General features: G+C 58.8%; 11 protein-coding genes. 4 read left to right on the forward strand and 7 right to left on the reverse strand.

Going from position 1 to position 13,174, the window contains the following annotated elements; genetic code table 11:
• Positions 1 to 65: 65 nt before the first annotated feature.
• Positions 66 to 2,045 (forward strand): vWA domain-containing protein, encoded by a 1,980-nt coding sequence (locus tag HMPREF3042_RS05205; RefSeq protein ID WP_070856368.1) that lies wholly within the window; start codon positions 66 to 68, stop codon positions 2,043 to 2,045.
• A 2-nt stretch (positions 2,046 to 2,047) separates the two neighbouring features.
• Here the strand turns inward: HMPREF3042_RS05205 and HMPREF3042_RS05210 are convergent, their stop codons facing one another.
• The 7 genes from HMPREF3042_RS05210 to HMPREF3042_RS05240 all read right to left on the reverse strand — a co-directional run bounded on the left by HMPREF3042_RS05210 (position 2,048) and on the right by HMPREF3042_RS05240 (position 9,047).
• Complete coding sequence (locus HMPREF3042_RS05210; RefSeq protein WP_070856370.1) at positions 2,048 to 2,743, reverse strand: VOC family protein; 696 nt, start codon at positions 2,741 to 2,743, stop codon at positions 2,048 to 2,050.
• A 120-nt stretch (positions 2,744 to 2,863) separates the two neighbouring features.
• Entirely contained in the window at positions 2,864 to 3,439 is a 576-nt protein-coding gene (locus tag HMPREF3042_RS05215; protein WP_016421405.1) for an NADPH-dependent FMN reductase, read from the reverse strand.
• Positions 3,440 to 3,481: 42 nt separating this feature from the next.
• Positions 3,482 to 4,486, reverse strand: a complete 1,005-nt coding sequence (gene nrdF / locus HMPREF3042_RS05220) for a class 1b ribonucleoside-diphosphate reductase subunit beta (protein ID WP_080971523.1) — start codon at positions 4,484 to 4,486, stop codon at positions 3,482 to 3,484.
• The gene (gene nrdI, locus HMPREF3042_RS05225) at positions 4,483 to 4,947 is read right to left on the reverse strand and encodes a class Ib ribonucleoside-diphosphate reductase assembly flavoprotein NrdI (protein WP_080971522.1); all 465 of its coding nucleotides are present in this window, start codon (positions 4,945 to 4,947) and stop codon (positions 4,483 to 4,485) included. Before nrdI ends, nrdF begins: the two co-directional genes overlap by 4 nt.
• Before the next feature lie 355 nt (positions 4,948 to 5,302).
• Positions 5,303 to 6,265 (reverse strand): MaoC/PaaZ C-terminal domain-containing protein, encoded by a 963-nt coding sequence (locus tag HMPREF3042_RS05230; RefSeq protein ID WP_038626508.1) that lies wholly within the window; start codon positions 6,263 to 6,265, stop codon positions 5,303 to 5,305.
• A 53-nt stretch (positions 6,266 to 6,318) separates the two neighbouring features.
• Positions 6,319 to 7,677: a 3-oxoacyl-ACP reductase gene (locus HMPREF3042_RS05235; protein WP_038626500.1), complete on the reverse strand. Its 1,359-nt coding sequence runs from the start codon at positions 7,675 to 7,677 to the stop codon at positions 6,319 to 6,321.
• Positions 7,678 to 7,724: 47 nt separating this feature from the next.
• Entirely contained in the window at positions 7,725 to 9,047 is a 1,323-nt protein-coding gene (locus HMPREF3042_RS05240; RefSeq protein WP_016421400.1) for an acetyl-CoA C-acetyltransferase, read from the reverse strand.
• A gap of 296 nt (positions 9,048 to 9,343) precedes the next feature.
• On the opposite strand from HMPREF3042_RS05240, the gene HMPREF3042_RS05245 reads away from it, so the two are divergent.
• Genes HMPREF3042_RS05245 through bluB form a run of 3 tightly spaced genes read left to right on the forward strand, consistent with a single transcriptional unit; the run spans position 9,344 to position 13,144 of the window.
• Positions 9,344 to 10,237 carry a phosphoribosylaminoimidazolesuccinocarboxamide synthase gene (locus HMPREF3042_RS05245; RefSeq protein WP_038626496.1) on the forward strand — a complete coding sequence of 298 codons (894 nt, stop codon included), beginning with the start codon at positions 9,344 to 9,346 and terminating at the stop codon, positions 10,235 to 10,237.
• Between the two features lie 5 nt (positions 10,238 to 10,242).
• Complete coding sequence (locus HMPREF3042_RS05250) at positions 10,243 to 12,462, forward strand: S9 family peptidase (RefSeq protein WP_371440721.1); 2,220 nt, start codon at positions 10,243 to 10,245, stop codon at positions 12,460 to 12,462.
• A gap of 4 nt (positions 12,463 to 12,466) precedes the next feature.
• The gene (bluB, locus tag HMPREF3042_RS05255; protein WP_070856372.1) at positions 12,467 to 13,144 is read left to right on the forward strand and encodes a 5,6-dimethylbenzimidazole synthase; all 678 of its coding nucleotides are present in this window, start codon (positions 12,467 to 12,469) and stop codon (positions 13,142 to 13,144) included.
• Positions 13,145 to 13,174: the final 30 nt, after the last annotated feature.

The raw sequence follows: 13,174 nt of genomic DNA on the forward strand, positions 1-13,174 counted from the left end.
GAGAATCAGACACACTTTTGTCGGGTAACGTTCTTTTTTACGCTTGAAGAAAAGGAACCGACCACATGATCAGAACAAAACAACTCTCGGCGGTCGTGCTCACCATCTCCATGCTGCTGGTGCTCGCAGGCTCTTTTGCGGGAATCACAGCAGGGCGTGCACAGGCGCAAGAGGCTGCGAGTACTATCTCGCCAACCATGGTGATCCTGGATGCTTCAGGGTCAATGCTTGCCGACGACGCGGGTGGCCAAACCCGAATGGAGGCAGCGAAGGACGCGACGAGTAAGTTCGCAGGATCTGTGTCAGAGGACTCCGAAATTGGGTTCATGGTCTACGGCACGGAAGTCGGCAATTCGCCGGAGGAGCGGGAAGCTGGCTGTCAGGACATCACCACGCTGCTGCCCGTGCAGGCTGGCAACTCGGCGAAGATTCCTGCTGAAGTAGGAAAGATCCAAGCCTCCGGCCACACTCCGATGGGGCCTGCGCTGCGTCAGGCGGCCGATGAGTTGCCGAAAGAAGGGCAACGTTCGATTGTGTTGGTCTCCGATGGTGAGGACACCTGTGCTCCGCCACCGGTGTGCGAGGTAGCAAAAGAACTCAAGCAGCAGGGCGTTGATCTGGTCATCAACACAGTTGGTTTCCTCGTTGATGCGGGCGCACGTGCTGAACTGGAGTGCATTGCTGAGGCCACAGGCGGCGAGTACCTAGATGCCCAGGACTCCGATTCGCTGGCTGAGTCCATGAAGACGCTGGCGACCCGCACCGCACGCACCGCGCAGTCCAGCGCGCAAGAGATACAGGGCGGCGACGCTCCTACGAGCGCTACCCAGGTTCCTGCCGACGTGGAAACGTTCTCGACCAAGCTGCGGGAAAAGACTCCTGAGTCCGAGCGCAGCATCAGTAATCAGGAAGGCGACGGTGCTGAGTACTTCTCCGTCCCGGTCGCTGAGGGAGAGCGGCTTGCAATTAGTGCGGCCACGGTGCCGGGAGCGTCGTCAGGCGCGACTTTGATGGACCTAGATGTCCGCAACTTCGCGCTCACTATGCATTTGGACGACAGCAGTTGCTTCCTTGCCAATGATTTCGGCAATGGCATCATCGACTCCAATGGCCCCTTTTTCGCATCGATAACAACCAAGCAGCCCGGAGGAGCGGAGGGGGACTGTAAGTCGGGCAACATGGTGTTCTCCGTGGCCCGAAAAGGAGGCCCCTTCGAAGGTCAGGACATTCCTGCAGAAGTAACCATCAAGCGTTTCGCCAACGAAAACCTGACTGATGTGCCGGAGGCGTTCCCGTCCGACAAGGAGAGCTTGAACCCTCCGCCCGCGACACCGGAAGCAGATCAGGCTAAGAAGGTCACCCCAGGTTCGTGGTTCGATGACGCCACGGAACTTACTGCCGACAACATCAGCAGCGTCACGGCCGACATTGTTCCTGGTGAGACGCACGTGTACAAGATCAAGTCCGAGTATGGGCAGCAGCTCCGCGGCGCCGTCAAACTCATTGACGCCCCAGAAGCGGACAAGCTTGCACAGATCTCCGGCCTGGATATCAAGACGCTGAATTCGGCACGCCAGCTCGCCGGTAGCGAGGAAAACCGTCCGGTAAATGAACACCAGATCGGCGAAGAGACAACATTTGGTAACTCGGCCCGGATTAACTACCGCAATCGAATCGGCGAAGATAGTGAAAAGTCGGGTGATTACGAGGCTGAAAGAGCGTGGCTGGATGGTGACCAGTACATCGTTGTCTTCTTCAACAACAGTTGGGGCGCCGGTAAATCCCACGATGTCGCGGATGTTCAAAACGTCCCGGTGACTTACCAGCTGACCACGGAGTTGGTCGGCGAGAAGATCCCGGGCCCAGCTTTTGAACAGGTCGCGCACAAGTCGCCAAGTAGCGAAACCCCGACCAGCAGCCAGCAGGATCCGAAGGCCCCCGAAGAAAATGAGGATGACGGCTCTTCCAACATGATGTGGTTCTCTATTGGTGCAGTTCTGTTAGCCGTCGTCGTCGGCGCGACAATCGCGTTGACCCGTAAGTAACGCTAGAGCGTCCAGTACACGCCGAATCGGTCAGGCTTGACGACGGCTTCCGTGCCCTCGGCAACCTCAGCGCCTGTTAGGCCAAGCGCTTGGCAGGCGCTTTCGACCTCCTCGGCAGAATCGCTGGAGAGGCGCATCGCCACACCGTCGCCGAAGGTGAAATTGTGCATGCCCGGCGAGTCGAGCGTCATGAAATTCCCTGACCCGAAAAGCCGGTTGTATACCTCGGTGGCGGCGGCAGCCTGTGGTTCGTCGCCTGTCCACATGAAGTAGGGAATAACGGCGGGATTCGCTGTCTTTGCGGCAGCATCCGTGCTTGCAGCCCCGCTGGTTAAGGAATCAATCATCAGTTGCCAGTTGACCCCATTGCCGTCGACCAACCAGCCAAAGAGCGGCGAGAAATCGTAGCTGGTCAGGGGCATGAGCGTAGCACCACCGTTGATGGTTTCATCACCCGCCATCAGATGCTCCCACAGTCTGCGTAGCTGGTTTTCCTGACCAGGGGCAAATCGCACCATAAAAGACACAGCGGGGGTTAATCGGCGGTTCCCGTTCTCAATGAGTTCGAAGTCCATCCCGCCGATGGTGAGCGTGGTGGAGTTGGGCTTGATGTTGGAGTGAAAACCTTCGGCGTAAAACCGCGCAGCGGCGCGGGGGTCGTCGTTAAGCGCGATCACGGCCGAGATAGAAACAGTCATGAAAATGAGCCTAACGACGAGCGCCTAGCCGTGCAGAGAACGCAGCGTTTGATCCTAGTCAGTGAAGAATCTTCATACGGCGATATCCCCAGTAACGCTGCGCTGATTAGGGGATTTCAGTTAGTGGCGTGGGCTCTGCTCTCGAACTAGGTCTGCAAATCTGTTGATGTAGTCGCGAACAAAGTCCTCAGTGCTTGACGACGTGAATTCTCCTTGTTCGTCAATGAGTGTTGGCGATTGTCCCAGGAAGACCTCTGGCTGACCGAGCATCGGCATGTCGAAGTACGACAGCGCGAGTCGCAAGTTCTTCTGAGAGCTATAACCTCCCATACGGCCGACGGAGTGGCTGATAATTCCCGCGGGCAGGTTCTTCCATGCCACATCACCGTTGGGCTTAGATCCGATGTCAACGGCATTCTTCAGAGCTGCAGGAATTGTGCGGTTGTTTTCTGGGGTGACAAATAGGATGCCATCGCTGGCTTTAATGGTTTCCCGGAAACTGGTGTATTCCGCGGGAGTCGCAATATCGGACACTGCGGGGTCGTCGTAGTCGAAGTTGTAGAGAGGGAGGTCACGAATCTCGACGATGTCGACTTTGAAGTCATCGGGGAAGTACGTGGCTGCCTTGAGTGCAATCTTTCGTGCATAGGAGGCTCGACGCAAGCTTCCTACCAGGATAGAAATCTGTGCAGTCATGCGAATGTTCCTTTCTTAGGATGTATGGGGAAAGACGTGGATTTAGAAATCCCAGTCTTCATCTGCGGTGTCTTCGGCTTTTCCGATGACATATGCGGAGCCGGAACCGGAGAAAAAGTCGTGGTTTTCATCTGACCCCGGGGTGAGGGCGGCGAGAATTTCGGGCTTGAAGGCGGTCTCTTCATGGTTAAACCGCTGCGGGTATCCCAAGTTCATGAGCGCTTTGTTGGCGTTGTATCGAATGAAGTTGGCAACGTCGTCGTAGAGCCCGAGTGGTTGGTATAGGGCTTCGGAGTACCTCAGTTCGAGCTGGTATAGATCATCGAGAAGTTCGAAGACGAAAGCCTTCATCTGCGTTTGCGTGGCGGTGTCGTAGGTTTCTACGCCTCGCTGGAATTTGTAGCCGGAGTAATAGCCGTGAACAGCTTTGTCACGCAGAATCAGGCGCACCATATCGGCGGTATTGGTCAGGATGCCACGTGATGCGAAGTGCAGCGGGAGGTAGAAGCCGGCGTAGAGCGAGAAGGACGAAAGAAGCGTTGCTGCCGCCTTTCGCTTGAGTGGAACGTCGCCGTAATAGTGTTTGAGCACAGCTTTTGACCGAGCCTGCAGGATGTCATTGGCGACTGCCCATTGGTAGGCAGCGTCGATGTCAGGGGTATTGGATAGCGTAGAAAATACTGAAGAATAAGACTTTGCATGCACTGCTTGCATGAAAGCGATATTCGTGTAGACGGCCTCTTCATGTTCGGTGCGGGCATCTTGAATTTGGGAAATCTCCCCGACAGACGCCTGGACTGTGTCGAGCATGGTCAGTCCGGTGAAGACCTTCATGGTCAGCTCGCGTTCTAGATCGGTGAGACGTCGCCAGTCTGCAAGGTCATTGGACAGCGGAACTTTTTCGGGCAGCCAAAAATTTGCTGTTAGGCGATTCCACACTTCGAGATCTTTGTCATCTTGCACTCGGTTCCAGTTGATTGGCCGAAGGCGGGCAGCTGGGTCCTTTCGAAAAGACGGTGGCGTAGTTGAATAGCTGTAGATGTTCAAGAAGTAGCGCTCCTCCAGAATTTTTCCAGGCCCTCTTTGACGTTCTCCACATCGTGGTCTGTCCCCAGTAGCTCATAGTGGTATAGCTCCGGAACCTGGCATTTTGCAGAAATGATGGCTCCGGCTATGCAAAAGTCGGTGCCGAAATTTGTGTTGCCCGAGGTGATGACACCGCGGATGAAACTCCTGTTGGTTTCGTCGTTGAGAAAAGCGATGACTTGCTTAGGTACCGCGCGGCGCCGACATCCGCCACCATAAGTCGGTGTGATCAGGACAAATGGGCTGCAAACGCGAATCATTCCGTCTTTTCGCGGATGTAACGGGATGCGTGCTGCTGGTTGAGCCAGCTTTTGGACGAACCGGTGAGTGTTTTCAGAAGCACTGGAGAAGTACACGATTCGGGGTGACTCCTCCGGTGGGAGTTCCGTGAAAGTCAGCGGCGTCTTCGATGATGAAGACACTCGATTACCTCCTATGTTCAATGGATTGAACATAAAATAGAGGAGTGAATGGGGTGTCAACAAGGCGTTGCCTACATGCGGTTGAAAAGTGCTTAGTCACGCAATTGCGAAGTAAAGCCGCGACTCTGTATTAACGGCGGAAAAACCCAGCAGCTGATCTTCAAGGCGGGAAAGTGGCGGGGTTGCCGGCCGGGGGGGGAGAGAGGGAGGAGGCGGTGTCTCTCGGAGGGGGCTCCAGTCGTACCCCGGGCAAAAGCACAACAGGGAAACAAAACCGCCGCGCTTTGGAAAGGCCCAGTCGATGAGGAGACTGGTTTTCCAAAGCGCGGCGTTTTCTACAGCGCTTTCGCATCAACTACTTCAGCGGACGAACACTTCCGGTGAAGTGCGGACGCTTCTTCTTGCGATCCCACGCGACAATGTTGACTGCGCGGCCGATGTTGGAGCTGCCCTCAGTCAGGTTGTGAGCAGCACCTGCACCGTCACCGGTGTGGGTGAGTGCGACATTGATGGTGGTCGGCAGAACGACCGGCGCACCGAAGGAAATCTGGAACTCGTACGACTGACCCGGCAGAACCTGTGCCTCAGCCAGCGCGCGGGAGGCGGTGTACATGCCGTGTGCAATCGCTGCTGGCATGCCCAGAGCCTTCGCGGAGACAGAGGTGATGTGAATCGGGTTCCAGTCACCGGAAACCTTGGCCCACTTGCGGCCGGTGTTGCCAGCCAGCTTCCACTGAGCGGTGGGGAAGGGGACCTTAAACTGCTCACGCTTGATGGTCTCGGCGCCGGACTTGATGGCCTCACGCTGTGCCTGGACCTCTTCGAAGCCCTCGGCGTCCTTCAGGCGAACGCCCTTGGCCAGGTACACCGATTGCTCCTCGACCAAGGTGGCGCCGGATGTGGACGATGCAACAGTCGACTCCAGAACAACCTCAGTGCCCGAGCGGTGAGCGCGGAATGCGGCAACCTTCACCGCGATATCAACCTTGCCGCCGAGTGTGACAGGCGAGATTTCGCGGTAGGTGTTCTCGGTGTGGACCAGGCCCATCATCGGCAGCGGGAAATCGTCCCCAGCCATCAGCTCCATCTGAATGGGCATGATTAGGGCGTGGATGTGGCCGAAGAACGCTTGCTCAGACTTCGGGGCGCCAACGACGTCGCGGAAGTCCTGGTCGCGGTCGGCATCGACAGTGACACCCTTGACCACTAGTTCATCGACCTTGATTTCGGTGGAGTTCGGGCGCTTCTTTGCCGAACCAGCAGCTGCCTTGGCGTAGAGCGGAACCAGATTGGGAATGGCGTCCAGGGTCTTAGCCATAAGTTTTCCTCTTTCCTCCTTATCGGGAGCCTATGCGGAAGCCGTGGCTTCGCTTAGGCGCCGACGATGTTCTGACCACAGACGCGCAGGACGTGGCCATTGACACCGAGCGCGCGGTCGGAGACCAGGAAGGCGATTGCCTGGGCGACATCGCCCGGCTGGCCGCCCTGCTGCAGCGAGTTCACGCGTCGAGCAACCTGGCGGTTGACGAACGGAATAGCAGCGGTCATGTCGGTCTCGATGAAGCCCGGAGCAACAGCGTTGATGTTGCCGCCGCGCTTAGCGAACTCCTCAGCGTAAGCCTCGACCATTGCGATAACACCGGCCTTGGAGGTGGCGTAGTTGGTCTGACCGCGGTTACCTGCGATACCGGAGGTGGAAGCCATGGTGGCAATACGCGGAGCCTTCTCGAAGGCCTTGTGGTTCAGCAGCTGCTCGTTCATCTTCAGCTGAGCCTCGATGTTGACGGCGATGACCGAGCCCCACTTGGCGTCGTCCATGTTGGCGAACATCTTGTCGCGGGTGATACCTGCGTTGTGGATGACGATGTCCAGGCGGCCGTAGCGGGCCACAGCAGCATCGGCAATGGCGTTGCCGGCGTCGTCGGCAGTGATGTCCTGCTGCAGAGCCAGGCCACCGAGCTCGTTGGCAACCTTGGACAGCGCCTCGCCAGCCTGCGGAACGTCGATGACGATGACCTCTGCGCCGTCAGCCTTGAGCTGACGAGCGATAGCGGCACCGATACCACGGGCGGAACCGGTGACAGCGGCAACCTTGCCAGCCAGCGGCTTATCCCAGTCAGCTGGGATCTCACCAGCGTCGGAGGAGACGCGGAGGAACTGGCCGTCGATGAAGGCCGAGCGGCCGGAGAGGAAGAAGTGCAGGGAGGAAATCACGGACGGGGCGGTGACCGAGACACCCGGAGCAACGAGGATGCCGTTAGCGGTGGAGCCGCCACGAACCTCGTGGCCGAGGGAGCGAATCAGGCCCTCGATACCACCGGCGACAGCGTTCTCAGCAATCTCGGCCGGAGTTGCGTTGTGGTGAGCATCCTTGGCGCGGGAGACGGTGACGATGCGGCCACCCTTGTCCAGCTTGCGCATGTGCTTTGCAGCAGCGAGCACTGGGCCCTGCAGCTCTGACGGGCGCTTAGCCTCGGTGGCGACGAGGACAATGGCACCAATCTTGTCGTCAGCGGCGTTGCCACGACGAACTTGCAGGCCCCACTCTGTCAGCTGAGCTGCAACTGCGTCTGCATCTGCACCCTCGCCGGTGACGAGCACCTTGTCGTTGTTCAGCAGCGGACCGCCCGGCTTGTGGCGGCGCAGGAACGGTGGCTGTGGCAGGCCAGCTGCTTTAGCCAGTCCAGTGAGCGGACCACCGTTGACGAGTTCCTGGTACTTATCGGTCATGGAAAATTCTCCTTGAAAGTAAAAGTGTCTTTATCGGTGGTGCGCTTTTAGACGCGAGCCTCGAGAACTGCGACAACACCCTGGCCGCCCGCGGCACAGACGGAGATCAGGCCGCGAGTGGTCTTGCCGGTCTCGTCTGCCTTCTGGCGCAGCATCTTGGCGAGGGCTGCCACAATGCGGCCGCCGGTAGCGGCGAATGGGTGGCCGGCTGCCAGGGAAGAGCCCTTGACGTTGAGCTTCTCGCGCGGAATCGAGCCCAGCGGGCCTTCCAGTCCGAGCTTGGTACGGCAGAACTCCTCGTCCTCCCATGCCTTCATAGTGGACAGGACGGTGCCGGCGAAAGCCTCGTGGATCTCGAAGAAGTCGAAGTCGTCGAAGGTCCAGCCGTTGCGGGCCAGCAGGCGCGGGGTGGCGTAAGCCGGAGCCATCAGCAGACCCTCGTCGCCGTGGACAAAGTCAACTGCGGCTGCCTCGGAATCGACGACGTCGGCAAGCACCGGCAGACCGCGCTCAGCGGCCCACTCCGGGGTGGAGACGAGGACGGCAGAGGCGCCGTCGGTAAGCGGAGTGGAGTTACCGGCGGTCATGGTCGGCTCTGCTTCCAGGCCGCGGCCGAAGACCGGCTTGAGCTTGGCCAGCTTCTCCGGGGTGGAGTCCGGGCGCATGTTGGTGTCACGGGAAACGCCCTTGTACGGGGTGACGAGGTCAGTGAAGAAGCCCTCGTCGTAAGCGTTTGCCATGTTTTGGTGGGAAGCGGCGGCGAGCTCATCCTGCTCAGCTCGGGTAACGCCCCACTTGGCGGTGGTGATGGCCTGGTGTTCACCCATGGACAGGCCAGTGCGGGGCTCGCCGGTCGACGGAGTATCCGGAGCCAGGTCGGACGGACGGGCCTTCAGGAAGACCTTTGCCATGTCCAGAGTGGACTTCTGGCGGCTGGCCTCCAGCAGGATCTTGCGCAGACGGTCGTTGACAGCAATCGGAGCGTCGGAGGTGGTGTCCACACCGCCGGCGATAGCGGAGTCAATCTGGCCCAGCTTAATCATGTTGGAGACAGAGTTGAGGGCCTCCATGCCGGTGGCACATGCCATCTGAATGTCGAAAGCCGGGGTGTCCGGCGCCAGTGCGGAGCCGAGGACACACTCACGGGTGAGGTTAAAGTCACGGGAGTGCTTCAGCACAGCGCCGGCGGAGACTGCACCGAGGCGTTCGCCGCCGATACCGAAGCGGGCGACGAGACCGTCGATTGCAGCGGTCAGCATGTCCTGGTTCGACTCGTTAGCGTATTCCTTATTAGAACGAGCGAACGGAATGCGGTTACCGCCGACGACGACCGCGCGGCGCAGAGAGTTATTGTTGGCCTGAGCTGCCATGTGATTGTTCCCTTCAAAATCCTTGAAGTGTGACGTGAATTACTAAATTTAGACAATACTGGTATCGGTGTTTTCTGTCACGTTTTTAGAAATATTTTTGCCCAGTCATCTACCGTGCGGGGGAGGTGAGGGGTAAACACCGTCGTTTACCTGTGAAAAATTCGATGGGCAGCAGTCCTGAATCTCAAAATTTTTCCCGCTTGACGACGGTAATTGCGTCAATCCCCACTAGTTGGGGTGGTGGCCGGAGGTATCAATAGAGTGCAAAGGCGTATAGGGGTTTAGACTTTATCGCCATGCGACCTGAACTTTCCTCGTATAACCATCTTTCCGCGGGCAAGGTCCGGGAAATCTACGAGATTGACCCTGAGACTCTGCTGCTTGTGGTCAGTGACCGTATTTCTGCCTTCGACCACATTCTGGAGACCCCGATTCCTGACAAGGGTCGAGTGCTCACCGCGATGAGCGTGTTCTTCTTCGACGAGATCGACTTTCCGAACCATATGGCTGGCCCGGCTGACGATGAGCGCATTCCGGAAGAGTGCCTCGGCCGTGCGCTGGTGTGCAAGAAGCTGGACATGCTGCCATTCGAGTGTGTCGCACGTGGCTACCTAACCGGCTCGGGTCTCGTCGAGTACAAGGAAAACGGCACTGTCTGTGGCATTGAGCTGCCAGAGGGCCTCGTCGAGGGCTCCAAGTTGCCAGAACCGATTTTCACCCCGGCCACCAAGGCCGAACTGGGCGAGCACGACGAGAATGTCTCCTTCGACGCCGTTGTGGAGTCCCTGGGGCAGAAGCGTGCCGAAGAACTGCGCGATGCCACCCTGCGTATCTACACCCAGGCTGCTGAACTGGCTGCTAAGCGCGGCATCATCCTGGCCGACACCAAGTTCGAGTTCGGTCTCGACTCCGACGGCAACCTGGTGCTGGCCGACGAGGTCCTCACCCCGGACTCCTCCCGCTACTGGCCAGCCGACTCCTACCAGGAGGGTTCGGTTAACCCGAGCTTCGACAAGCAGTACGTCCGAAACTGGCTGACCTGCTCCAAGTCCGGCTGGAAGAAGGACGAGGGCACTCCGCCGCCGGCGCTGCCGGGTAGTGTTGTGGAAGCAACTCGCGAGCGGTACGTCGAGGCCTACGAACGACTGTCGGGCCGCCGCTTCTCGGACTGGATTGGAGAACCTGCGTGAGCGAAGTGACCTTGGACTCGGCATCCGTCGGCAAGCCTGCAAAAAAGGATTTGCCCGCACCCCGTGCACAACGGAAGCCGGTGACTCGGTCCTTCCACGGAAGGGACTTCACCGATAACTTCGAGTGGCTCCGCGATAAGGAAAACCCCGAGGTTATCAAATACCTAGAGGCTGAAAATGCCTATACGGAGGCTTTTACCTCCAATCTTGATGGCACCGCGGACGCGATTTTTAAGGAGATCAAGTCGCGCGTGCAGGAGACCGACATGTCGGTCCCAACTCGCCTTAATGGCTGGTGGTACTACTCACGCACGCAGGAGGGCAAGTCCTACGGGATGAGCTGTCGCGTGCGTGTGGAGGCCGGTGACGGTCTTGCCGCGTGGACTCCGCCGACCATTGCGGACGACTCCCCGGCACCAGGAGAACAGGTCATCCTGGATGCCAACGAGCTGGCCGAAGGCCACGACTTCTTCGCCCTCGGCGCAGCGAGCGTCTCGGCGGACGGCAATCTGCTGGCCTACTCCACCGATGTCACAGGCGACGAGCGCTACACGCTGCGCGTAAAGGATTTGCGCACGGGCGAACTGCTTGACGACGAAATTGCGGGCATCGCCGCAGGTGCTACCTGGGTTAGCTCGGAATGGATCTTCTATCAGAAGGTCGACGAAGCCTGGCGGCCGGATTCCGTGTGGCGTCACCGCGTGGGCACCTCCACCGAGGATGACGTCTGTGTCTTCCATGAGCCCGATGAGGCCTACTGGGTCGGAGTCGGTACGGTACGCAGCGAAAAGTACCTGATTATTGAGAGCTCCTCGAAGATTACCTCTGAGGTCTGGTACCTGGACGCCAGTGACCCGACCAGTGAGTTCACCTGCGTGCGCCCGCGCGAGTCCGGTGTTGAATACGACATCGACCATGCCGTCATTAGCGGCCAGGATATGTGGCTGATTACACACAATATGACTGGCTCGAACTTCGCACTGGCCATGGTGCCGGTGGGGTCTTTCGACAGTATTTCGGATCTCACTGAGCTGGTCCCGCACCGCGATGACGTCCGTGTCGAGGGCGTTGACTGCTTCGCTGGGCACATCGCGTTTGGGTACCGTCGCGGCGGTATTGGGCGTGTGGCGCTGGCGGTATTGGCGCAGGACGAGGATGGTGCTGGCTCCGCTGAAACGGGCGATGCTGCCGACCCAGTGCCAGCGTCCGCTGTGAACTTCGTTGAGCTCGAATTCGACGAAGAGCTCTACTCCGCAGGCACTACCGGCAACGCTGAATGGGACACCCCGGTGTTGCGCTACGCCTACGGCTCCTTCACCACGCCGTCGCAGCTCTGGCAGATTGATATTGCCTCGGACAAGCGGGTGCTGCTCAAGGAGCAGAAGATTCGGGGGGAGTTTAATCGCGGTGATTACGTCGCCAAGCGTGAATGGGTGAGTGCCAGCGATGGTGCCCAGATTCCGGTGTCGATTATTCACCGGGCGGATTTGGATTTGGATGCGCCGAATCCGACGCTGCTCTACGGCTACGGTTCCTACGAATCCTCGATGGATCCGGGCTTTTCCATCGCGCGCCTATCGTTGCTGGATCGCGGCATGATTTTCGTCATTGCACACGTCCGCGGTGGCGGAGAGATGGGCCGTGGCTGGTGGGAGAACGGTCGCGCAACCACGAAGAAGAACACATTCACTGACTTCGTCGCCGTCGCTGACTACCTGCTGGATTCTGGTTGGACCACGCGCCAGCAGTTGGTAGCGCTCGGCGGTTCAGCGGGCGGCATGCTGATGGGTGTGGTCGCAAACATTGCTGGCGATAGGTTCGCGGGCATTCAGGCCGTGGTCCCGTTTGTCGACTGCCTGACGTCCATGCTGATGCCAGAGCTGCCGCTGACCGTGGTGGAGTGGGATGAGTGGGGCGATCCGTACCACGACCCGGAGGTCTACGACTACATGGCCTCCTACGCGCCGTACGAGAACATCTCGGCCGATGTGAAGTACCCGAAGATTCTCGCGATTACTAGTTTGAACGACACTCGCGTGCTCTACGTGGAGCCGGCAAAGTGGATCGCCAAGCTGCGCGAAGTCGTCGGTGGGGAACCGGGGCAGTTCCTGCTCAAGACAGAGATGTCCGCAGGTCACGGTGGTGTTTCCGGCCGTTACGAACGCTGGCGCCAGACTGCCTTCGAGTACGCCTGGATTGCCCACACTGCTGGTGCGGTGGAGTAACGGCATGGATATGCGCACGCTGCTGTCCGCGCAGGGTTTTGACACCGATTCGCTTTCCGACGATCAGTTGGCCGTCTACCACACGCTTTTTCGGCGGCGGGATGTCCGCCGCGAATTCGCCGGAGAAGTGTTGGACAGGGAGCGATTGATGCGCGTGTTGGCGGCCGCTCACGCCGCTCCTTCGGTGGGGCTGTCCCAACCATGGGACTTTCACATCATTCAGGATTCGGCTCGCCTGCAGCAGTTTGCCGACCACGTAGCCGGACGCCGCGCTGAATTCGCAGCCAAACTCGAAGGCGAGCGGCGCGAGACTTTCAATCCGATTCAGATTGAAGGAATTGTGGACTCGGGAACGGGCATCGTCGTCACTTATGACCCGACCCGTGGCGGCAAGAACATTCTCGGCCGCGACACCGTCGATGACACCGGGTTAATGTCAGTCGCGCTGGCTATTCAGAATCTGTGGCTGGCTGCTACGGCAGAGGGGCTCGGCGTCGGTTGGGTCAGTTTCTACCATGAGGATTTCCTGGCCAACTTTGTCGGTGTCGAGGCGCCCGTGCGGCCGGTGGCCTGGCTGTGCATTGGTCCGGTAACGCACCTGGCCGCGGAGCGTGACTTGGAGAAGTTCGGTTGGCGCAAGGGACTGGCACTCGATGAGGTTGTGCACTGGGGGATAATCTGAACTCTTACTTGAAAGGCCTCTGAGTATTCT

The organism is Corynebacterium sp. HMSC074C05 (assembly GCF_001838325.1).
GTDB classification, from domain to species: domain Bacteria; phylum Actinomycetota; class Actinomycetes; order Mycobacteriales; family Mycobacteriaceae; genus Corynebacterium; species Corynebacterium amycolatum.

Coding starts and splice junctions, on each gene's coding strand:
- HMPREF3042_RS05205 (WP_070856368.1), top strand. CDS start 66: ATGATCAGAACAAAACAACTCTCGGCGGTCGTGCTCACCATCTCCATG.
- HMPREF3042_RS05230 (WP_038626508.1), bottom strand. CDS start 6,265: ATGGCTAAGACCCTGGACGCCATTCCCAATCTGGTTCCGCTCTACGCC.
- HMPREF3042_RS05215 (WP_016421405.1), bottom strand. CDS start 3,439: ATGACTGCACAGATTTCTATCCTGGTAGGAAGCTTGCGTCGAGCCTCC.
- HMPREF3042_RS05240 (WP_016421400.1), bottom strand. CDS start 9,047: ATGGCAGCTCAGGCCAACAATAACTCTCTGCGCCGCGCGGTCGTCGTC.
- HMPREF3042_RS05235 (WP_038626500.1), bottom strand. CDS start 7,677: ATGACCGATAAGTACCAGGAACTCGTCAACGGTGGTCCGCTCACTGGA.
- HMPREF3042_RS05210 (WP_070856370.1), bottom strand. CDS start 2,743: ATGACTGTTTCTATCTCGGCCGTGATCGCGCTTAACGACGACCCCCGC.
- bluB (WP_070856372.1), top strand. CDS start 12,467: ATGGATATGCGCACGCTGCTGTCCGCGCAGGGTTTTGACACCGATTCG.
- HMPREF3042_RS05245 (WP_038626496.1), top strand. CDS start 9,344: ATGCGACCTGAACTTTCCTCGTATAACCATCTTTCCGCGGGCAAGGTC.